The sequence below is a fragment of the Sinomonas sp. B1-1 genome (assembly GCF_050474465.1).
GTDB lineage: Bacteria > Actinomycetota > Actinomycetes > Actinomycetales > Micrococcaceae > Sinomonas > Sinomonas flava.
In genome coordinates, this window is sequence record NZ_JBCHVF010000015.1 from 1 (window position 1) to 20,970 (window position 20,970).

At 71.8% G+C, this 20,970-nt stretch carries 18 protein-coding genes, 1 tRNA gene, 1 pseudogene and 1 other annotated feature; of the genes and pseudogenes, 13 read left to right on the forward strand and 7 right to left on the reverse strand.

The window, feature by feature from the left end; genetic code table 11:
* The coding region (locus ACQ5BE_RS17075) for an ISL3 family transposase (RefSeq protein WP_430298177.1) at window positions 1-1,304 on the forward strand (1,304 nt) is incomplete at its 5' end.
* A gap of 15 nt (window positions 1,305-1,319) precedes the next feature.
* On the opposite strand, the pseudogene ACQ5BE_RS17080 reads toward ACQ5BE_RS17075, so the two are convergent.
* Window positions 1,320-1,890, reverse strand: a pseudogene (locus tag ACQ5BE_RS17080) (transposase); the annotation flags it as partial.
* Window positions 1,457-1,591 (reverse strand) — a sequence feature (AL1L pseudoknot). It overlaps the preceding pseudogene by 135 nt.
* A gap of 143 nt (window positions 1,891-2,033) precedes the next feature.
* Here ACQ5BE_RS17080 and ACQ5BE_RS17085 point away from each other — a divergent pair.
* Window positions 2,034-2,103: transfer RNA gene (locus ACQ5BE_RS17085), tRNA-Phe, on the forward strand.
* A gap of 71 nt (window positions 2,104-2,174) precedes the next feature.
* Here ACQ5BE_RS17085 and ACQ5BE_RS17090 read toward each other — a convergent pair.
* The 3 genes from ACQ5BE_RS17090 to ACQ5BE_RS17100 all read right to left on the reverse strand — a co-directional run bounded on the left by ACQ5BE_RS17090 (window position 2,175) and on the right by ACQ5BE_RS17100 (window position 5,929).
* Window positions 2,175-2,531 (reverse strand): protealysin inhibitor emfourin, encoded by a 357-nt coding sequence (locus ACQ5BE_RS17090; RefSeq protein ID WP_430298178.1) that lies wholly within the window; start codon window positions 2,529-2,531, stop codon window positions 2,175-2,177.
* On the reverse strand, window positions 2,528-3,607 hold the full coding sequence (locus ACQ5BE_RS17095; protein ID WP_430298179.1) for a M4 family metallopeptidase: 1,080 nt from the start codon (window positions 3,605-3,607) through the stop codon (window positions 2,528-2,530). The genes ACQ5BE_RS17090 and ACQ5BE_RS17095 overlap by 4 nt, the downstream gene beginning before the upstream one ends.
* Window positions 3,608-3,670: 63 nt before the next feature.
* Complete coding sequence (locus ACQ5BE_RS17100) at window positions 3,671-5,929, reverse strand: ATP-binding protein (protein WP_430298180.1); 2,259 nt, start codon at window positions 5,927-5,929, stop codon at window positions 3,671-3,673.
* 151 nt (window positions 5,930-6,080) lie between these two features.
* Here ACQ5BE_RS17100 and ACQ5BE_RS17105 point away from each other — a divergent pair, with 151 nt between their 5' ends.
* Both ACQ5BE_RS17105 and ACQ5BE_RS17110 read left to right on the forward strand, forming a co-directional pair.
* A complete protein-coding gene (locus tag ACQ5BE_RS17105; RefSeq protein WP_430298181.1) occupies window positions 6,081-6,512 on the forward strand; it encodes an ester cyclase in 432 nt (143 codons plus the stop codon).
* Complete coding sequence (locus tag ACQ5BE_RS17110; RefSeq protein WP_430298182.1) at window positions 6,509-7,771, forward strand: M20 metallopeptidase family protein; 1,263 nt, start codon at window positions 6,509-6,511, stop codon at window positions 7,769-7,771. Before ACQ5BE_RS17105 ends, ACQ5BE_RS17110 begins: the two co-directional genes overlap by 4 nt.
* A 994-nt stretch (window positions 7,772-8,765) precedes the next feature.
* Here ACQ5BE_RS17110 and ACQ5BE_RS17115 read toward each other — a convergent pair.
* Window positions 8,766-9,332 (reverse strand): 2-oxo acid dehydrogenase subunit E2, encoded by a 567-nt coding sequence (locus ACQ5BE_RS17115; RefSeq protein WP_430298183.1) that lies wholly within the window; start codon window positions 9,330-9,332, stop codon window positions 8,766-8,768.
* 95 nt (window positions 9,333-9,427) lie between these two features.
* Between ACQ5BE_RS17115 and ACQ5BE_RS17120 the strand changes: the two genes are divergently transcribed.
* Complete coding sequence (locus ACQ5BE_RS17120; protein WP_430298184.1) at window positions 9,428-11,305, forward strand: alpha-amylase family glycosyl hydrolase; 1,878 nt, start codon at window positions 9,428-9,430, stop codon at window positions 11,303-11,305.
* A 22-nt stretch (window positions 11,306-11,327) separates the two neighbouring features.
* Here ACQ5BE_RS17120 and ACQ5BE_RS17125 read toward each other — a convergent pair whose 3' ends face one another.
* Together ACQ5BE_RS17125 and ACQ5BE_RS17130 are read right to left on the reverse strand one after the other, a co-directional pair.
* Window positions 11,328-13,598, reverse strand: a complete 2,271-nt coding sequence (locus tag ACQ5BE_RS17125) for a caspase family protein (RefSeq protein ID WP_430298185.1) — start codon at window positions 13,596-13,598, stop codon at window positions 11,328-11,330.
* Between the two features lie 73 nt (window positions 13,599-13,671).
* The gene (locus ACQ5BE_RS17130) at window positions 13,672-15,687 is read right to left on the reverse strand and encodes a CHAT domain-containing protein (protein ID WP_430298186.1); all 2,016 of its coding nucleotides are present in this window, start codon (window positions 15,685-15,687) and stop codon (window positions 13,672-13,674) included.
* 286 nt (window positions 15,688-15,973) lie between these two features.
* Between ACQ5BE_RS17130 and ACQ5BE_RS17135 the strand changes: the two genes are divergently transcribed.
* The 8 genes from ACQ5BE_RS17135 (at window position 15,974) to ACQ5BE_RS17170 (ending at window position 20,970) form a co-directional block, all read left to right on the forward strand.
* Window positions 15,974-16,396 (forward strand): Asp23/Gls24 family envelope stress response protein, encoded by a 423-nt coding sequence (locus tag ACQ5BE_RS17135; protein ID WP_430298262.1) that lies wholly within the window; start codon window positions 15,974-15,976, stop codon window positions 16,394-16,396.
* Entirely contained in the window at window positions 16,393-16,584 is a 192-nt protein-coding gene (locus tag ACQ5BE_RS17140) for a hypothetical protein (RefSeq protein WP_430298187.1), read from the forward strand. Before ACQ5BE_RS17135 ends, ACQ5BE_RS17140 begins: the two co-directional genes overlap by 4 nt.
* 2 nt (window positions 16,585-16,586) lie before the next feature.
* Entirely contained in the window at window positions 16,587-17,015 is a 429-nt protein-coding gene (locus tag ACQ5BE_RS17145; protein ID WP_344297357.1) for a hypothetical protein, read from the forward strand.
* Window positions 17,008-17,616, forward strand: a complete 609-nt coding sequence (locus tag ACQ5BE_RS17150) for a hypothetical protein (protein WP_430298188.1) — start codon at window positions 17,008-17,010, stop codon at window positions 17,614-17,616. Before ACQ5BE_RS17145 ends, ACQ5BE_RS17150 begins: the two co-directional genes overlap by 8 nt.
* Window positions 17,613-18,257 (forward strand): hypothetical protein, encoded by a 645-nt coding sequence (locus tag ACQ5BE_RS17155; protein ID WP_430298189.1) that lies wholly within the window; start codon window positions 17,613-17,615, stop codon window positions 18,255-18,257. Before ACQ5BE_RS17150 ends, ACQ5BE_RS17155 begins: the two co-directional genes overlap by 4 nt.
* Entirely contained in the window at window positions 18,254-18,433 is a 180-nt protein-coding gene (locus ACQ5BE_RS17160) for a hypothetical protein (protein WP_344297363.1), read from the forward strand. The genes ACQ5BE_RS17155 and ACQ5BE_RS17160 overlap by 4 nt, the downstream gene beginning before the upstream one ends.
* 144 nt (window positions 18,434-18,577) lie before the next feature.
* Window positions 18,578-19,891 carry an ABC transporter substrate-binding protein gene (locus ACQ5BE_RS17165; RefSeq protein WP_430298190.1) on the forward strand — a complete coding sequence of 438 codons (1,314 nt, stop codon included), beginning with the start codon at window positions 18,578-18,580 and terminating at the stop codon, window positions 19,889-19,891.
* Between the two features lie 74 nt (window positions 19,892-19,965).
* A complete protein-coding gene (locus tag ACQ5BE_RS17170) occupies window positions 19,966-20,970 on the forward strand; it encodes a carbohydrate ABC transporter permease (RefSeq protein ID WP_344297367.1) in 1,005 nt (334 codons plus the stop codon).

The following is a 20,970-nucleotide window of genomic DNA, read 5'->3' on the forward strand; positions in this document are numbered from 1 at the left end:
AGGAACCACGAGCCTTGATCGAGCCTACGACGGGGCAGCCCAGTGCTGCCACCGTGATCTTCAACCTGCCCGAATACCGCGTCCTCTCCGCCACGGTCACCGGCCTCGGGGTCCGCCGCATCTTGGTCGAGTCCACTGGCGTTCCCGGGTGCCCGGCTTGCGGGGTCGTTTCCGAACGCGTCAAGGACCGCCGGCTCCAGCGCCTGCGCGATGTGCCGATGGCAGGGGCGGCGGTGGTGCTGTGGCGGAAGCGGCGCTGGTTCTGCGACGAGCCGGCCTGCCCGCGGGCGTCGTTCACGGAAGCCACCGGCGAGGTGCCCCGCCGGGCCCGGGCCACAGGCCGGCTCCTGAGCTCGCTCGTCGATGCGGTCATCCTCTCCGGTCGGGCGGCCGTGGAGGCCGCCACGGCGCACGGGGTGTCGTGGTGGCTGGTGCAGAAGGCCCTGGACCTGGCCGCTGCGACGCTGCCGGACGTGGATGCCCTGGCCCCGAAGCGGCTCGGGATCGACGAGCACCGCTACCGCTCCGTGCGCTGGTACCGCGAGGCCGAAGGCTCCCCGTGGGTGCGGGTCGAGCCGTGGATGACCACGATCGTGGACCTGGACACCGGGCAGGTCCTGGGCATCGTGGACGGCCGCGACAGCACCGGCGTGGGCGAGTGGCTCTTCGCCCGGCCGCTGGCCTGGCGGCTCGGGGTCGAGGTCGTGGCGATCGACCCGTCCGCGGCGTTCCGCAAGGCCCTGCGCATGTGGCTGCCCCGCACCGCGGTCTCCGTCGACGCCTTCCACCTGGTCTCCCTGGCCAACCAGGCCGTCACGGAGGCCAGACAGCGGCTCTCGCAGGAGACCAGGGGCCGCCGCGGACGCACCACCGACCCGGGGTGGGCGAACCGGCGCCTGCTCCTGCGCGCCGCCGAGACCCTCTCCGACCGGGCCCGGACCAGGCTGCGGACCGTGTTCGACACCGACGACCCCACAGGGCAGCTGCGCTCCGCGTGGGAGGCCAAGGAACAGCTGCGCACCCTCCTCGCCGCCGGCTCGCTCGAGGAGGCGTGGGAGCACCGGCGGATCCTGGAAGGCCTCGTCGAGGCTGCCCCCACCGTGGAGACGAAGCGGCTCCTGCGCACCGTGAAGCGCTGGTGGAACGAGATCGAGGTCCTCATCACCACCGGGGCGACCACGGCCAAGGTCGAGGCGAACAACACCGCGATCAAGAACATCAAGCGCACCGGCCGCGGATTCCGCAATGCCGACAACTACAAGTCGCGTATCCTGCTCAGGAGCGCCGCACAGACAGCGGCGTGACACTCACTCCAGCAGGCCAATTCCCGCTGAACCGCGAAGAGCCCCGTAGACCCGGTAGTTGGCCTCCCAGAGTTCGACCAGCTGCGGGACCAGTCCCCCGCCCCGACCGCACGCGCTGACGGGGTGCGGGCCTTGGCGGCATAGTAGGTGCTCGGAGCCACCTGCAGCAGCCTGCAGATGAGCTCGACTCCGAGCCGGCGCCCGTCCACGACGTCGTCCCTGTTCGCGTCGATGAACGCGACTACTTCCGGTAGTGGCGGTCGAGCTCCGCCCCGAAGAAAGACGCGGCCCGCTTGAGGACCTCGTTGGCGCGTCGAAGCTCCCGGTTCTCCTGCTCCAGCTCCCGGATCCGCTGTGCCTCGCTGCTGCTCACGCCCGGGGCGACACCGTCATCGATGTCGGCCTGCTTCACCCACATCCGCACCGACTCGACCCCGTAGCCGAGCTGCCTCGCCACCCGCTGCACCGTCCCCTGCGTGACACCGAGCTCGGCGCGCAGCGTCCTCACCATCCGCACCGCGGCCGCCTTCTCCTCATCCGAGTAGCGACGCGTCGCCGGCTTCCCCGACGCCAGTTCCTTCGGCATAACTCCATCCTCGTTTCCAAGGCCAGGAGCCTCCAAGAAGCTCAGGGCGCTTCAGGGGTCCCAACTTGTTCAACTTCCCGGAAACTTGGATCGCTTCTCTGGTATTCCCTTGGTAGGGGGTCGTGCGACCCGCGTGATCACTGGGATCTAAGCCTATTAGGCGTTCGACTGAAAATCGAAAGGTCACCGGATCGACGCCGGTCGGAGCCACCACGAAGAAGGCCCCCGCGTGATGCGGGGGCCTTTCGCGTATCCGGGGCGTGGCCGGGTGGCGCACCCGGCGCCTACATCTCCACCGAGTCCGTCCGCTCGGGCCTGGCGTCGATCAGTTCCATGAGGTGCCGCACCCGCTCGGGAAGGGACTCGTCGGTGAACCGGGCACTCAACGGCGTCGGCCCCAGCCCTTCGACGGAGATCTCGTACAGCTGCGAATCCGGCTGCCGCGCCGCCGGGGCACGGGGCTCGTGCGGCCCCTCTGCGGCCAGGACCTCGTGGTGTGGCGCGGGGAGGTCCTGCAGCCCCGCGCGCTGCACCTCGCCGACGAGGTCTTCGGCCACGGGATCGGGCAGAGCCGCGGTGTCCAGCTCAGTGCGGGTGACGATCCCGGAGATTCCCCCGCCGCGGCGAACCGTGAGCTTCACGTGAGGACGCCGACCCCCTTCCATGCATCGCTGACGGCCTTCTGCTCGGGCTGCCCGAAGAGCTGCCCCGCGACGTCGACCGTGGCGTTTGCAGCGTCCTCGAACTGCGCGGTCTGGTGCAGACGCTTGGTCAGAGTCTCGTACCAGATCTTCCCCGTGACCTCCCAGGCGTTCCCACCGATCGTCGTCGCCGCCAAGTAGAAGGCGTGGTTGGGGATCCCCGAGTTGATATGGACGCCGCCGTTGTCGTTGTGGGGATCCTCATCGTCCGGGAGGTCCACGTAGTCCTTCATGTGCGCGGGCTGCCGGTCGCCGGACCAGGCGGTGCCGGGCTTGCTCATCGACCGGAGTGCCGTGCCGAGCGTGGGAACGAGCGTCCCCTCGCCGATGAGCCAGTCGGCCTTGTCCGCTGTCTGCTTGAGGCTGTACTGCTTGACGAGCGAGCCGAAGACGTCCGAGAACGACTCGTTCAGCGCCCCGGACTGCTTGCTGTAGACGAGCCCGGCCGTGAACTGGGTGACGCCGTGGGTGAGCTCGTGCCCGATGACGTCGAGGGCGCGCGTGAGGGCCCCGGTCTGGAAGATCCGCCCGCTGCCGTCGCCGTAGACCATCTGGGTGCCGTCCCACATGGCGTTGTCGTAGCCGGTGCTGAAGTGGACGCTGGAGACCAGCTCGAGTCCTCTGTCGTCCACGGAGTTGCGCCCGTACACGTTCCGGTAGAACTCATAGGTGGTGTTGCTGCCGTCGTACGCCTGGTTGACGGCGACGTCGGCGACGGCCGGCTCGCCCGTGCCGCGCATCCTCACCCCGGGCAGGAAGGACCTGCCCTTGTTCTTGGCGTCGTAGACCGTCAGCCGGCCGCCGGGCGTGACCCCGAATCCGATCATCGGCCCGATCTTGAGGTCCAGCTGCCGCGTCAGGTGGCTCATGACGCTGCGCTGGGAATGGATGGCGGCCGTGGCTGCCAGCGCGCGGACCGCAGCCTCGCGCTCGGCAAGCTTGCCATGGACCGCGAGGTACGCCAGCAGGTCTGGCGGCGCGATCGAGCACAGTGCTCGTCTGGTGGTCTTCAACACGGTAGGCCTCTGACGGTTCGATTCGAGATGGGTTGGGCGGCGAGAAGCGTAGCGCCGACGGCGTTACTGCGGCGTTATCAGGTCATCCAGCCTTCCTTCCGCGCGGCCCTCGGCCCATCCTGCCGCAAAGTCGTCGCTGCCGGACAGGGGACCGAGGTATCGCTCCGCGAGGATCGCGTCGAACGGATGCTGCTCCACCCCGAGCGCGTGGCGTACGACGCCGGCCTTCGCCGCGAGCGCCCCGGCTCGCCGCGCGTCGTGCGCGGCCGCGGCGGCCAGGGCCATCCCGGAGAGCGTCTCGGCAAGGCCCCACTGGTCCTCGGCGTCGGTCACTTGCGCGAGGCTCTCCTCGAGCAGGCGCCCGGCGGGGGCGGAATCGCCGGTCAGGAGGCGCACGGCGGAGAGATGCCTGAGGCACCGGGCCCGGTAGGTGTCGTCGCCGAGGTCGGCGAACATGTCCCCCGCCTCGCCGAAGCGCTGCGCCGCGGCGTCGAGCCGGCCCGTGTGCGTCAGCCCGGCACCGTCGTTGAGAGTCGAGACTGCGAGGAGCCACGGATCCGCCGGGACGAGGCGGCGCGCACCCGCCAGAGCGTCGGCGAGGAGCTGCGCCGCGTCCGAGAGCCTGCGGTCGGCGAGCGCGAGCATGCCCCTGAGGGTGAGCGCGTTCCGGTGTTCGACCGCGGCCTCGCTCATTTCGGCGAGCCGTGCCAGCTGCGCGGCATGGATTCGTGCCTCGGCCCAGTCGCCCTGGTGGTAGGCGAGCCAGCCCGCGCCCCAGCGGGCGCGCGCGACAAGGGAGGGGTCGGCGTCGTGCGCGGCGGCAAGCGCGGAGCGGAACCAAGCACGCCCTTCCGAGAACCCTCCCTGCCAGAGCCAGAACATCCACAGGGCAGTTGCCAGTCGCAGCGCATCACGCCCCTGTCCCGAGTCCTGGACGTGCTGGAAGGCGAGCCGCAGGTTCCCGAGGTCCGCCGCGGTCTCGCGGTGTGCGTCGCGCTGGCCGACGTGGCGCATGGCGCCAGCTGCTGCCTCTGCTCGGGCGAGGAACCACGCCGCGTGCCTGTCCCGTGCCTCGCCGAGGGCGCCCGCGGCGGCCAGCAGCCCGGAACCGTATTCCCGCACGGCGTCCAGCATGCGGTACTGGGGGGACTTCGCCGCCGGGTCGGGGGCGAAGGCGAGGCTCTGGTCGACGAGCGCGCTGACCGCCGGCAGCGGGTCGTGGCCCAGTGCAGAGGCCGCGGCAGCCAGAGTCCAGCCGTCGAACACGGACAGGCGCGCGAGGGCCTCACGCCCCGCGTCGTCGAGGAGCCCGGCGCTCCAGGCGACCGTCGCCTCGAGCGTGCGGTGGCGCTCGTCGTCGTCCACGGGTCCGCCGGTGAGGACGCCGAGCTGGGCACCCAGCCGGTCCCGAAGGTCGGCGAGCCCGAGGTGGGCCACCCGTGCAGCCGCGAGTTCCACGGCGAGCGGGATGCACTCGACCCGCTCGCAGATGTCGGCGATGGCGGAGCCTGCACCGGAGAGGTCCGATCCGGGGCGGGCCGCCGCTGCCCGCGCCCGGAACAGCTGGTCCGCCGCGACAGGATCCAGCGGTCCGACGCGCACGAGCCGCTCGGCACTCAGCCGAAGAGGTGAGCGGCTGGTGGCGAGGAAGACCGCTTCCGGGCACCGGCGCAGGGCCTCGGACAGGATCGGGGCGGCCCCGAGCACGCCCTCGAAGGTGTCGCATACGACGAGGATCCGTCGTGCGCCGATCGCCTCGCACACTAGGTCCGTCACCGTCCCGTGGGCTGGGTTGGCCCCGACCGCCGTGGCGATGGCGAGCCCTGCCGCCTCGGTATCGCGGCACCCCGCGAGCTGCACGAACGCCGCCCCGTCTGGGAACGACGCCACGCACTCGGCGGCCGCCGTGAGCGCGAGCTGCGTCTTGCCCACCCCACCGGGTCCAGTGAGGGTCACGAGCCGCGCGCCGGGAGCCGTGAGGAACCCGACGAGACCGGCAAGGTCGGCCTCCCGGCCCATGAGCTCGGACACCGGCTGGGGCAGGGCCTCGGGCGCCGCGAAGGCGGTGCGCGCCGCCCCGGCTCCGTGCGCGGCCAGGGCGAAGCGTTCCCGCTCGCTGCCGGTGAGGCCGAGCGCGTCGGCGAGGCGCGCCGTCGTGCCCGGGTAGAGGCGCGTGCGCAGCCCCCGCTCGGTGTCGCTCACCGCCCGGACGCTTATCCCGGCGCGCTCGGCGAGGCCCTCCTGGGTGAGGCCGGCCGCCGTACGGAGCCGCCGCAGCGCGGCGCCGACGCCGGCCTCGGCGCCCCTCGCGCTCCCTTCCACGCCTCAAGGTTAGGCCCGCGCGGGCGAGGCCGACAGTGACACTGCACGTGGGCCGCGACGGAAGTCAGTGGGCAGGTCGGTGGGTTCCCGTCATGGTCCCGGACCTCCGGAAAGAGCACGCTGAAGGCACATCAACCTGAAGGAGGACGCCATGTCTGCCGAGATGTCCCGAGGCCTCGTGGACCGCTTCTACGGCGACGTGCTCAATGGGCGCAGGCTCGAGGTCATCGACGAGATCGCCGCCGAGGACTACACGGAGCACGACCCCCTGCCCGGTCAGAGCGAGGGCCGGGCAGGCCTGCGGGACCGCGTCTCGATGCTGATCGCCGCGCTCGAGCCGCGCTTCAGCGTGGAGGACGTCATCGCCGAGGGCGACCGCATCGCGGTCCGTTGGCGCAACCGGGGAACACAGGTCGAGCCGTTCGCAGGCCTGCCCGCCAGCGGGAAACCGTTCGACATCGCGGGCATCGACATCTACCGCGTCGTCGGGGGTCGCCTCGCCGAGCACTGGCACGTGGTGGACCAGCTCACGATGCTGATGCAGCTCGGGTTCATTCCGGCCCCGGCAGAGGCCGCTCCGTGAACTCTTCGGTCACCCCAGGGCCGACGGGCGCCGGGCCCTCGACCGCGCCGGGCGTTGCAGCCGCAGCCCACCGTGCCCTCGTCCGCCTCGCGCCCGAGCTGGTGGAACTGCGGCGCCGCGTCCACTCGCACCCCGAACTCGGCTTCGCCGAACATGCCACGGCCGCGCTCGTGGCCCGGCGGCTAGACGGGCTCGGGCTCGAGGTCCGGACCGGAGTGGGCGGCACGGGGGTGGTCGCGGACCTGCGCGGAGGCCAGTCCGGCCCGCGGGTCCTGGTGCGTGCCGAGCTGGACGCCGTCCCTGTCCGCGAGGCCGGCGGCCGTCCCTTCGGCGCGGACACCCCCGAGTCGGCTCCAGCGGGCCACCTCTGCGGGCATGATGCGCATCTCGCGGCGCTCGTCGGGGTCGCCACCGTCCTCAGCGGGCTCCGCGAAGGCCTCGCCGGTTCCTTCCGGTTCTGCTTCCAGCCAGCCGAGGAGCTCCTTGCCGGCGCGGCGGCGATGATCGCGGACGGCGTGCTCGACGGCGTCGACCTCGCCCTCGGGGCGCACGTCCTCTCCGGGCTCCCGTACGGGACGGTCTCGGCGAACCCCGGGTTGGTGCTCTCCGGCGCCGACTTCTTCCGCCTGGCCGTGAGGGGCGGGGGCGGCCACGCGGGGACCCCGGGCCAGTTCGCGGACGCCCTCCTGGCGGCGGCCCACGTGACCACGGCACTCCAGGCCCTCCCCGCGCGGGAGACCCCGCTCGAGGATGCCCTGGTGGTGGGCCTGGGCTCGGTCCGCGGCGGCAACGCGGCGAATGCGGCTCCCGAGGAGGTCGTGGTCCTCGGGAACCTCCGCTGGTTCGAGCCGGGCGTCGCGGAGCGCGCACGACGCCGGGTGGGGGAGATCGCTGCTGGCGTCGCCGGCGCGCTGGGCTGCTCCACGGGCCTCGAGTGGACCGGCCACGCACCGCCGCTGGCCAACGACCCTGCGCTGGCTGCCGCGGCGGCCGGTGCGCTGTCCGCGGAGGGGGTCGCCGCCGTCGTGCACGCCCGGCCGCTCACGGCGAGCGACGACTTCGCCGAGTTCTCCTCGCGGATGCCCGGGCTGTTCCTCGGCGTCGGCTGCGGAGGCCCTGACGCCGCCCCGCACCACCACCCCCGGTTCACCGTGGACGAACGGGCCATGCTCCTCACTGCCCGCGTCCTGGCGAGTGCCGCCCTGGCGCTGTCCCGCGCCGGGCGGCGACGGGGGGTCGCGCAGCCTGCCCGTCCCTGAGAAAATGGGGCACATGGTGCGACGCGGAGCGTCCTCCCTGCCCTCCGTCCGGGCTCGTGCCGAGCCCCATTCCGGCGCCCGGTGGGCGGCTGCCAGGGTCCTGTTCATCGGACTGGTCGTGATCATCGCGGTCGCGGCCCTGACGCTCGTCGTCCTGGCACCGCTGGCTGCGCTGGTCCTCGCGGCCGTGGTCCTCATCGCGGCCGCCTCCTGGAGGTCGCCGGCCCGCCGGTCGCGCGGCGTCCTCCTGATGCCCCTCGCCGCGGTCTGGGGTGCTGCTGCCGTGGTGGTGCTCGGTGTCGGCTCGCTGGCCGTCCAGTCCTTCCTCTCCGGCGGCACCGGTCCGGGCGCGAGCGCGCGCCAGGGCGGAGAATCCTCGTCCCCGCCGTCCGGGACGGCAGGGAGCCCGACCACGGGTCCGACACCTGCGCCCACGGCCTCCGCGGCCAGCCCGAGCCCAAGTCCCAGTCCATCCGCCCTCCCGACGGCGGGCGGAGCGCAGAGCTCCCCGGCCGCTGGAGCTGCCGGGGTGCCCGCCGAGGGTCCCGCTGCAGAGGCTCCGGGGGTACTCGGCGCCCTTCCGGCCGCCGCCCCCGCGGCGTCCCTGCCGCAGGTTCCGCTCATCCCCCTTCCGCTCGTCTCCTCCCCGCCGCTCGCGCTCCGGGCTCCAGCGCCCGCACTGGCACCCGCGCCGGCTGCAGCTCCCGCACCGGTTCCAGCTCCAGCTCCTGTTCCGGCAGCGCCAGCCCTCGTCCCCGCCCAGGCTCCGGGCCCCGCGGCTCCCGCTTCCCCGCCACCCCAGCCCTCTCCCACCGACTCATCGGCGAAGGGTGCGGGCCAGAACTGTGCCGGCGGTGTGTCGCCCTCGGCTCCTCCCGCCTTCGCCCGGCCGCCTGCCTGCAGCGCTCCACCTTGCGATGACCGGGCAGCGTCGGGCCGTCCGCCCGTCCCGGCTCCGCCGCCATGCGCGAGCCGCTGAGAGTGTCGACCGCCTTCAGCTGACCCGTCCCGTGGTCCCCATCGTCTCCCGCACCGCCTCGCCCGAGGCCAGATGCCTCAGCAGGCGGGAGGTGAAGCGCGCGGCGGGCGCGCCGTCGATCACGTCATGGTCCAGAGTGAGCGTGATGCGGCCGATCTCGCGCTCGACGACGCGGTCGCCGTCGAGCTTCGGCTCCAGGCTGATCCCGCCGATCGTGACCGCGAGTGTCCCTGCTCCGGGGCTCAGCGCCCACCCCACGGCGTCGGTTCCCATGCCCACATTGTTGACGCCCACGACTCCGAACCGCTTCGCCCACGGAATGCTCCGGCTGCCCCATCGCATGATCCATGGAACGGCTACTGGCGGGATCGCCTCGAGCCACCGTTGGCCGGCGATCGGCTCGGCGCTGCCGCGCTGGGCGGCGCGGATCTCCTCATGCATCTCCCGGAGCGGTTTGGTATCGGCGCGGCGGATCGGCAGGTAGCTCACCGCAGACTGGCCGCCGATCCGGCGCTCCACGATGACCTCGACGATGATCTCGTCGAGGAACACCATCGAATGCCCGCGCCTGAAGGCGTTCACCTCAGGGACCTCGGCGATGGCGCGAGCCGTACAGGCCACCACGTAGGGCTGCGCGATAACAGCCCCGTAACGCACCGCACCCCTAGGATGGCGGCATGATCACGCTGTCCGAGGTCGGCGCCCGCATCTCCCCTGAGACCGGGACACCCGGGAGGGCCGACTTCGGGGTGTACCTGCCCGGCATCACCTTCGACAAGGGGTACCGGGTGCGGGCGAAGGTGATCCACGAGTCGGACCAGTTCGTCCGCGGGATCGAACCGGTGGCCGTGTGGCTCAGCTGGATGAAGGGCTCAGACCACGACCTCTGGGCGGGAGGGCTCTCCCTCTCCGCCGCGGCCGACCAGCAGCCCGGGACCCACTTCGGTTCGCCCGGGCGGTACCTCTACAGGTATGAGCTGCTCCGCGAGCCGGGAGGGATTCCGGGACTGGGCACCGTGCGGTTCGCCGACCCGTTCGGCAGGGACGCAGGCCTCGGCACGCTCTCCTCCTTCACGGCGCCGGCGCCTCCGCCCTTCGCCTGGACCGACGACGCCCACGCCCCGCCGCCCGTGGACGGGATGGTGGTCTACGAGCTGAACGTCCGCGAGTTCAACCAGGACTTCGACGGCGTCGTGACCCAGCTCGACTACCTGCGCGGGCTCGGGGTGAACGTCCTCGAGCTCATGCCCGTGACGAATGTCGGCGAGGACGTCGAGTGGGGCTACACCCCCTTGGGCTACTTCTGCCCAGACGACCGCTTCGGCGGGTCGGCCGGGCTCAAGCGGCTCGTGGACGCGTGCCACGCGAAGGGGATGGCGGTCATCCTCGACGCCGTGTATGCCCACTCGCACCCGGACTTCGCGTACAACACGGTATACAGCTCCACAGGAGAGCCCAACCCGATGATGGGCCACTTCGCGGGAGAGTTCTTCCCGCACCGCCCCGGCAGCGACTTCACGAAGGCATTCACCGCGCAGTACTTCACGGCGCTCAACAGGTATTGGCTCGACGAGTACCACGTGGACGGCTTCCGCTACGACTACGTTCCCGGCTACTACGACGGGAACCCTGCCGGTCCCGGCTACCCCGCGCTCGTGTACGAGACCTACGAGTACTCGCGGACCCTTCCGCGCTTCCAGACCGCCTCCGGCGCCAGCTCGATCATCCAGTGCTCCGAGAACCTCGACGACCCGATCGGGATGCTCTCACGGACCTACACGAACACGTGCTGGCAGAACCGGCTCATGGACACCGCGCGCGGGATGGCCCGCGGCGGCTACGTCAGCGAGGACTTCGCACACCTCCTCGATCCCGCGTTCGTCGGCTACCCGGACCACTACACCAATCCTGCCTCCGGCGAGACGTTCCCGGTCGCCCCGTTCCAGTACCTCGAGACCCATGACCACGAGCGCTTCCTGAACGAGTTCGGGAGGGCCCTCGCCCCGGATCTCCTCGAGCAGCCCTACGGCGACCGCACCAGGTTCTATAAGACGCAGCCCTACGCCATAGCCCTGTTCACGGGGAAAGGCATCCCCTTCCTCTTCCAGGGGCAGGAGTTCGGCGAGAACTGGGGCCTGCCCGAGGACGGGATCGGGCGGAACCTCTTCGAGCGCCCGCTGCACTGGGACTACTTCTACGATCCGCCGGGCAAGGCTCTCGTCCGCCTCTACCGCATCCTGGGCTCGCTGCGGAACACGAGCCGCGCCCTCCGCGCCCGCGGCGACTTCTACTACTACTCGCGCCCGGACCACCTCAGCGCGAAGGTGCTCGCCTTCCGCCGTCATGCACCGGCCGACGGCGCCGCCCCACCGGAGGACTTCGCCGTCGCCCTCAACTTCGGCGACGCGCCCGCCACGGTCTGGCTGCCGCTGCAGGCCGCCGGAGACTGGCGCGAGCAGATCGACAGCGCGATGCTCCTGAGCCCGCTGCACGACGGCGACGAGGCCCTGGTGACCATCCCGCCGAACTACGGGCTCGTGTTCCGCCGGCTCTGACTGCTGCTCCCGATTACTTCTCTTACTCCTCGATGACATCCGCGATGGCCCGCAGGAGCCGCGCCACCCTCGTCGCCCGGTGCTCCGCGGCTCCCGCCGCTGCGGCGAGCGTCGCCTCGAGGGCCGCCACCTCGGCGTCGTCCGCGCGCTTCCCGACCGTGGTCAGCGTCCCCGCGCCGCCCCCGTTGTGCGGCGCAGCCGCCTGGACCGCCTCGCCGCTCGCGGGCACGCCGCCCGATGCCGCCCCGCCCGAGGAGGCGCTGGCGACGCCGATGGGTGCGGTGGGCGCCGAACCCTCCTCCGCCGCGAGGAAGGTTCGGCCGAAGAGCGCCTTCTCGCCGTTGATCTTGGGGTGCTGCCGGTCCCCGAATCCATCGACGACGCGCCCCAGGAACTGCTCATTGGTGAGTTTCCCCATCGCGTCGGCGAGCAGGGGCGAGGCCTTCGAGGTGAAGTCCCCATGCCCGGCGGTCTCGTACGCGAGCTCGGTGGGCTGGCAGGCGCTGAACAGGAGTTCCCGGTGCGGCTTCTGCTGCCCGTCCACGGGAGCGCCGGGCGACGCCGCGTCCGCCGCCCGCCGGGAGCCCCTCGCCGATGTGTAGCCGCGACGCGCCCGGAACGCCTCGCGGTCGGCCTCGGACAGGACGACCCGCCGCGGCAGGCGCCGCAGCGTCGTCTCCTGCTCGAGCTCGGCCTGGGAGAGGATGCGGCGCTGCCCGTCACCCGAATGGCACGAGTCGAAGAACAGCGTGAGAGCCACCCCGTCGGGAAGCTGGTCCCAGATGAGTCCGAGGTCGTCGTCGATGATGAGCTCGCCGGCGCGGAAGTCCACGGGGCAGAGCGCCTCGTCCTCCATATTGCCGCCCTGCCCGCTCGCGGCCTCGTCGCCGTCGAGGTCCGGCGCCGTCGTGCCGTGGCCCGCGTACTGGACCACGAGCGTGTCCCCGGGGGCGCTGGTCGAGACGAGTTCGAGCATCCGCAGCAGGACTTCCGACCGGGTCGCCTGCGCGTCGGCGAGGAGGTGCACGGCGAATCCGGCCTTCTCGAGTTCGGTGGCCCAGGCCCCGGCGTCCGCGACGCAGCCCGAGAGCTGGTCGGCCGCGTCGGGGTAGGCGTTGATGCCGACGCACAGCGCCTTCCGCGTGGCCGAGTGCGGCCAGGTGGGGGCGGGGACGTCGCGGGGCTGGGTCGGCCAGAGCGGCTCCACGGCGCGCGGCAGCGGGAAGGGGGTGACGTCCTTGCGGTCCACGATGCGCCGCAGGACGCTCTCCATCGTGGCAGGGTCGTCGTCGAAGGCGCCGTGGCTCGTGGCGTCGCTGCTGCTGTACGGGCCGCTGTCCGCGACCGACCACACCACCTGGGCCGACGAGGGCGAGTCCGGTTCGCCGAACCAGTCGCGCAGGTCCGGGTCGCTCCGCACCGAGTCCTGGAGGCCGAGGATGGGGTCGCCGATCCTCGGCTCGAACGCGGCCCGGACCAGGTACAGCAGGCTCTTGCCGTAGACGCGCACGCAGTTGTCGGCGCGCTCGCGGTCATCGGTCATGGTGAACATCGAGAGCCGGCCGATCGACTGGTCCACCTCGTCCTTGAGCTTCTCCTTGAAGAGGTCCGTGCGGACGGCGGGCGCCAGGAAGCTCACCGTCTCGAAGCGGTCCACGCCGGCTTTCACCGCAGCGGGGATGAAGTACGAGTGGAAGATCGAGCCCGCGCTGTGTCCCACGGCGTGGACGGTGAGCGCGCCGCGGTGCTCGTTCATGAAGGACCCGAGCGCGTCGGCGAAGACCGAGGCCCCGCCGCCGGCGCTGGCGGCCTCGGCGTACTGCTTCATCTCGCCCCAGACCCGTTCGCCCTGCCCGAAGCGTGCGGCGAGCTCGACGATGCGGTCCTTGAAGTCGCCGGGTCCGCGGCTGCCGCCCAGCCACCCGGCGAGGGCGTCCGCGAGGGACGTCACGAGGCCGGTCTCCCACACGAAGTAGATGGGGTAGACGCCGTTCTCCCTCCACCACGGGATGCGCGCCGCTGCGGCCCGCAGCCCGGCGGCCTCCGTGACGAGTCCGCCGTGGGCGTTGACCATGAGCGGCACCGGTCCGCTTCGCCCGGCGAGGAAGGCCGGCAGATGGGTCGCGAAGATCGCCTCCACGTCCGCCGCCGTCGAGAAGTACTCACCCTCTCCTGCCGGGCCGTCGGCCAGCTGGCCCCGGCGGAGGTTGATGACGTGCGGCTTGAGCGCGGCGAGCTCCTCGTCGCTGAGCCCGGAGCCGCGGGGTGCGCTGGGGGTGGCTGGGATCGTCATGGCGGTGTCCTTCTGCTGAGTGGAGCCTCGGGAGGGGTGGGACGGCGGTGGGGCGCACGACGGCGCCCGGCGGCTAGGGCGAGAATTCCACCGTGGCGAGGGGGTGGGCATAGGCGGTGTAGGCGAGCCACGAGGCGTCCCCCGCGGCGCGGGCCTTCTGCCGGGCGGCCTTGACCGCCTCGCAGACCGTCTTCCCGCTGCGCAGTGCGGAGTAGAACGTCTCGGCGAACGCGAGGGCGGGCCGGTCGCCGACGCTCCACATGCACCCCACGAACGCCCCTGCGCCCCCGGCGAGGAACGCCGACGCGAACGCGTCCGCACCCGTGCGGGCGCCGTGCGCGAGCCCGCACGCGTTGAGCACCACGACGGGCCCCGGCTCGGCCTTCGGGTCGGGCCGGCGCCGGGGGAAGTCCGCTGTGAGCGAGGACGCGGGGTAGGCCGGAAGCGCGGCCGCCCCCGCCTCCGCGACCGCGGCGAGGAGCAGCCGCTGCCCCTCGGCGTCGGACGCCCCGTGCCCGCCGAAGTGGAGGAGGTCGAACCCGCCCGCGCGCAGGAGCGACGAGAGGGAGGCGGCGTCGCCGGGCTCGATGGCGCTGGCACCGAGCGTGGAGAGGAACTCCGCCTCCCTGGCCGTCTGGGTGAGGGCGAGCTCGCCCGTGTAGGAGGGGCACAGGTAGCGGCAGCGGCCTGCGCGGGCGCGGAGGCGGTGCGGGTGGACCACGCTGTACGCCCACCGGCCGAGGCCCGTCTCCCCGAGGTAGCGCGGTGCCGAGGGCTCCCCGAGCTGTGCGAGCTCCCAGGGCACGGAGGCCTCGGTGCTCAGCAACGCCAGCCCGTCGATCTGCTCCCAGGCCCCCGTCAGGTCTGCGACCAGGTCCGCCGGAAGCAGCGCGTCAGTGAGCTCGGTTCCGAGCTGGGCGAGCCGGGACGCGAAGCCGTCGTCGCCGCCGGCATCCCTCCAGGACTCGTCGATGCGCGCGAAGAGCGCGTCGAGGAAGGCGGCCTTGGACATCGCGGGTGCGCTCTCGTAGTGCCTCGGGAGCCCGTCGCCCAGCTCCAGGTCGAACTCGAACCTCCATGAGTCGCCGAAGACGTCCTCGTCGATCCGCAGCACCGGCGTTCCCGCCATCCTCGGGTCGGGAGCGGTGGTCCAGGCATCGGCCTCCGCGGGCGGCGGGTCAGCGGGGGGCGCATCGGTCACCTCGACGACGAGGGTCACCTCGGCGAGCGAGTACACCGAGGTCCCCTGCTTGACCACCACCGTCGCCTCGGCTGGCCCGGGCCCCCCGGCGATGACCTCGAAGGCACGTTCGACGACCTCGGCCTCCTCGGGGAAGGGGACGTCGTCGAACCGGTCAGGCGTGCCGGGGACCACCTGGAGGTTCCGCCGGTGCAGCTTGAGGCGCAGCGGCTCGCCCGGCACAGCCGCGAGCAGTGGCCGCGCGGCATGGGCGCTGTCCGGCAGCGCCGTGAGCTCGGTGCGGGAGATCCGGACCGTGACCCTTGCCCGGGCCTCGGGCCGGAGGGCCGACGGCATGTCGGCTGCGACCCACGCGGGCACGTGCGGCGGCGAGGCGGAACGGGTGCGTGGGAGCGTCGCCACCTCCGGCGACGGGCGGGTGGCGCCGTTCGGGGGAGGGACCACCGCGGCGCCGTCGGGGAGGGGCGCGGGGGCGGCGGGGAGAGGTGCCATCCGCCCAGGCGCAGGGGCCTCGGCGAGCACCTCGGGCCGGATGGCCAGCAGCAGGAGCCGCGTGCCGCCGTCGTGCTTCCCGAGGCGGACCCGGAACACGCCCACGGCCGGCTCCCCGAAGCCATGGTCGAGCTGGGCACTGACGAGTTCCGGCGTTCCGCCGGGCCGCAGCACGACGAGCACAAGTGAGCTGTCGGGGAACGGCGCGGCGACCGTGGCGCTGCCGGGACCGGGGGCCGCGGGGGAGAGGAGGACGAAGGCCTCGGCGAGACGGACGGGGACGTCCGGGAAGAGGTCGAGCACCTCGGGCGGGAGGGGTTCCGGCGGGATGCGCTCCACGCGCCACCCGCCGGACGCCGACGCGTCCGCCAGAGGCTCAGCTGGGCCGGTAACCACGGCAGTTCCTCCTCGCACTGCTCGATCAGCCCCCAGCAGGCTGCCGAAAAGTATCGGCAGCGCCATGCTGACACAGGCGGCGGCCACCCGAAAAGGGGCGGAACGCCCGTGGTGCACGATGCGCGCGCCTCGCCCGTGCTGCCGCCGATTTCCGCGCACCTGCCGTACTAAGGTAGAGCCGTAAGCGTCCTCACACGGGACGGCTGCCATTCACTGCCGCGACGGCTGCTGCCGCCCGGCGAGCGAGGGAGGCGCGGTGAGCCAGGAGCCAGAAGTCCGGTACGGCATGGTGCACGGCGCAGCCGCGGAGGTCCCGCTTCCGGTGGGGGCCTCAGGGCGCACCGTGATCCACGAGGCGGCCGTCGCCAAGGTCGCGGCCGCCGCCGCCCGCGACGTTCCCGGCGTCCACTCGCTCGGCACCGCGCCCTCGCGGGCCCTCGGGGCCATCCGGGATGCCGTCGGCCAGACCGACCATGTCTCCGGCGTCCGCGCTGAGGTAGGACAGACGCAGGTGGCTGTCGACGTCACGCTTGTGGCGGCCTACGGCGTGCCGCTGCAGTCGCTCGCCGACAGGGTGAGGGCTGCGGTGTACCGGGCCGTCGAGGAGCTCACGGGCCTCGCGGTCATCGAAGTCAACGTCGAGATCGCGGACGTCTTCATCGGAGAGCCGAGGGTGGGCACCAAGCCTTCCGGAATCGAGGTGCAGTGAACCTGGTCGTGGTCGGCATGGGCGTCGGGGCGTTCCTCGCCTACATGTCCTTCCAGTTCGGCGTGGGGGGCTTCCTCGGGTCGCTCGTGTTCCTTGTCGTCGGCGCGGTCCTCGGGCGCGCCGCCGAGGGAAGGGTGGACCTCCGCCGTGTGTGGGAGGCGCTGACCGGGCGGCGATCCTCCTCGTGAGCATGGAAGCCTCGCCCGGCGCCCCTCAGCCAGGAGTGCCGGCCCCGCCCGCCCATCCGCCGGCCTCGCATCCGCTCGCCGGCCACAACCGCGTGAGCACCCAGGCCCTGACCCGGCTCGCCCAAGCAGCCGCCGGGGCCGCGCTCGGCGTGGAGCCCACCGATGTGCGGGCCGACTGGTCGGACGACGCCGGCCTCCTCGCCCTCCGCATCGTCGCCCCCATCGCCATCCCGCACCTTGCGCTGGTCGACGGGCCGGAGGACCTTCTCCCCTGGGGCGGAAGCGTGTGGGAGCGTGCGGCCCGGGCGAAGGGACGGATCCTCGAGTCGGTGACGTCGCTGAGCGGGGCGATGCTGAGCCGCGTCGACATCCGCATCTCCGGTGTCCGTGTGGGCAGCCCGGTACTGCTCGAGGCGGCCGGCCATGGCTGACCATGGCACGCTCGAGAAGCGCGAGGCGCCGCACGGGCTCGACCGCGCGGTCCAGCGCGAGGTGACCTCGTCGAGGGCCTACGTGGTGGGCCTCGTCGCGCTCGCGGTCACGGCGCTGTGCGCGTACCTCCTCCTCGAGACGACCCTCCAGGCCCTCGGCCAGCACGAGTGGCTCGTCAACCCTGAGGCGGCCGCCCGTGCCGTCGCGGCCCTTCCCAACGGCACGAACCGCGCGCTCCTCGGCCTCTTCGGCGCCGTTGTGGCCATGGCCGGCCTGGCCCTCGTCATCCTCGCGGCACGCCCTGGCCGTCGCGGACGGCGCGAGCTGCCGGGCGGTCGCATCGCTGTCGTGGTGGACGACGAGGTGCTCGCCTCCGCGCTTGCGCGCCGGGCCCGCGCCGCCGCGGTCGTGCGGCCGGAGCAGGTGAACGTGGTGGTTTCCGCGGGGGAGGCTGTGGTCAACGTCCGGCCCACCTCGGGGATCCCCGTACGGGCCGAGGACGTCCTGGCAGCCACCGAGGACGAGCTCGGCCGGCTGGCGCCACGGCCGTACCCGCAGCTCCGGGTCCGCGTCGAGGGGACCGGGGTGGTCGGCGCATGAACGGCACGCCGCGGACGCTGAACCGCGTGCTCATCGCGGTCTTCGGGCTTCTGGTCTTCGCGGCGGGGGCCCTGATGCTCCTGCTCGCCGCGGTGCCGGCCGTCGCGCAGTGGTGGCAGTCCTGGGCGCCGGACGCCGCTGTCCGTGCGGGCGCGGCCTTCGAAGCAACGCACTTCCCGGGCACCCGGGTGTCGTGGCTCTGGCTCATCGCCGCCGCGCTCGCAGTCCTGGTCGTGCTGCTGATGGTCTGGTGGGTGTCGCAGCAGGGGACCGGCCGCCGTGACCTGATTGCCGCCACGGCGCCCGACGGCGGCACGGCCCCGGGCGGCCAGCTCGCCGAGGGTGAGGTGCCCGGCCTGGTCGGCATCGCTGCCGCTGCGGTCGACCAGGCCCTGCGCGGAGTCCTCGCCGAGCGCAAGGACGTGCTCAGCACGGCCGTCGCGGCAGTCGAGTTCGAGGGGCGGACGGCGCTGCGCATCCGCACAGTGGCCCGGCAGGGCGCGGACCCGGGCGCCATTGCCGCGGAGGTCGAGCAGCTCGTACGGCGTCTGGACCTCGTGATGGGAACCGCCGTCCCGGTGCTCCTCCACGTCACCTCCGGCGCGCGCGCCCGCTTCAGCCGCGCCGAACGCGTCCGGTGACCGGCCCGAACGCCGAGAAGGCGAAGGACCTCGCGGGGGAGGCGGCCGAGAAGGCCAAGGAGTTCGCCGAGGACGCGGTCGAGAACGTCCGGGACCTGGCGTCCGAGGCCGCCCAGAACGTCAGGGAACTCGCCGCCGACATCGCTCGGAACGTGAAGGGGCGCAAGGCCGAATAGGGCTCTCGTGAGGGGATGGTCACAGAGAGGACACGAAATGCGTAAGCGCTTGCACTGCCGTGTTGCCGTTGCCTAGTGTGAGGTCCACCACAACACCTTTTTTGGGGCGCCACCAGGGCCGCCTCACAGACACGGGAGTCGAGCATGAGAAACCGCAAGTTCTCGAGGTATGCCCCTCCATTGGCCGTCGCAGGCGTCTTGGCGCTGGCCCTCTCCGCCTGTGGCGGCGGAGGCGGCGGCGGAACCTCCGGCGGAGGGCAGAGCAGTGGCGGCCTGAGTGGCGACGCCGCGAACAACCTCGACGGGCGCGGACCCATCACCTACGTCCAGGGCAAGGACAACTCGAACGTCGTCCGTCCGCTCGTCGACAAGTGGAACGCGGCCCACCCGGACCAGAAGGTCACGTTCAAGGAGCAGTCGGACCAGGCCGACCAGCAGCACGACGACCTCGTGCAGCACTTCCAGGCCAAGGACGCGAACTACGACGTCGTCGATGTCGACGTCGTCTGGACCGCCGAGTTCGCCGCGAAGGGCTGGCTCCAGCCGCTCAAGGACAAGACGACGATCGACACCTCGGCCATGCTCCCGGCGACCGTCAAGACGGCAACCTACGGCGGCACCCTGTACGCCGCGCCGCAGACCTCCGACGGCGGCCTCCTGTACTACCGCAAGGACCTCGTGCCCAACCCGCCCAAGACGTGGGACGAGATGATGGGCATGTGCTCGATCGCGAAGCAGAACAACATCGGCTGCTACGCGGGCCAGTTCCAGAAGTACGAGGGCCTCACGGTCAACGCGTCTGAGGCGATCAACTCGTTCGGCGGCAAGATCGTCGACGACCAGGGCAAGGCCGCGGTCAACTCCCCGGAGGCGAAGACCGGTCTGGGCAAGCTCGTCGACGCCTTCAAGAGCGGGAACATCCCGCAGGAGGCCATCACCTACCAGGAGGAGCAGGGCCGGACGGCGTTCCAGGACGGCAAGCTCATGTTCCTGCGCAACTGGCCGTACGTCTACAACATCGTGAACAAGACCGACGGCTCCTCCAAGGTCGCCGACAAGTTCGGCATCGCCCCGCTTCCGGGCAAGGACGGGCCGGGTGCGTCGTCGCTCGGCGGCCACAACATCGCGATGAGCGTCTACTCGAAGAACAAGGCGACCGCCCTCGACTTCATGAAGTTCATGACGAGCGAGGAGACGGAGAAGTTCTACGCGACGCAGGGCTCGCTGGCGCCGGTGCTCGGGAGCCTGTACACGGACAAGGACCTGACGGCCAAGCTCGCGTACCTGCCGGTGCTCAAGACGTCGATCGAGAACGCTGTGCCGCGTCCGGTCACGCCGTACTACCCGGCCGTGACCAAGGCGGTGCAGGACAACGCCTACTCCGCCCTGAAGGGGGAGAAGTCGGTCGACCAAGCGCTGTCCGACATGCAGTCGGCCATCGACGCGGCGGCCAAGTAGCCAGGTTCTGAGCAGGCGGCCCGGGAGTCGGAACCGACGCCCGGGCCGCCGGCCCCCTGAACAGGAGACATCCCATGTCCACGAAACTCCCGGAGCGCACCGAGACGAAGGCCGCCGAGGCCCGCCACATGCCCGGTCGCGAGAGCGCCGACAGGAAGCAGGTGACGCAGGGCCGCTGGGCTTACACCCTGCTGACGCCGACCCTCATCCTGCTCGCGGTCGTCATCATCTACCCGGTGGTGAACGCCATCATCATGTCCTTCCAGAAGGACGCAGGCCTCAACCCGGCCACCGGGTTCTTCGAGGAGGGCGGCCCGGCCGGATTCGACAACTACGCGCACTGGCTCTTCCAGCAGTGCAACGGCGCCCCGTGCCCTCCCGGCACTCTCGGCGCCCAGTTCTGGAACTCCTTCGGCACCACTTTCTTCTTCACGGTCGTGACCGTGGCCTTTGAGACGGTGCTGGGGTTCTGGATGGCGGTCATCATGGCGCGGTCGTTCCGCGGACGCAGCGCCGTGCGCGCGGCGGTCCTCGTGCCATGGGCCATTCCCACTGCCGTGACGGCGAAGCTGTGGTTCTTCATCTTCGCGTTCGACGGGATCGCCAACAAGCTGTTCGGCACCCAGATCCTCTGGACAGGCTCCGAGTGGCCGGCCAAGTGGGCCATCATCATCGCCGACGTCTGGAAGACCACGCCCTTCATGGCCCTCCTCATCCTCGCCGGCCTGCAGCTGATCCCGGACGAGGTGTACGAGGCCGCGAAGGTCGACGGGGCCTCCTCGTGGCAGCGCTTCACGCAGATCACGCTGCCGCTCGTCAAGCCCGCGCTCATGGTCGCGGTGCTGTTCCGCGTCCTCGATGCCCTGCGCATGTTCGACCTGCCCTACATCATGACCCAGGGCGGCAACAACACGTCGACGCTCTCGATCCTGGTCGTCGACCAGATCCGACAAGGCTTCAACGCAGCAGCCGCGCTGTCGACCATCACGTTCCTCGTGATCTTCATCGTGGCCTTCATCTTCGTCCGCTTCCTCGGCGCCAATGCCGTCGGTGCGGCCACGTCCTCGGGGAGGAAGTGA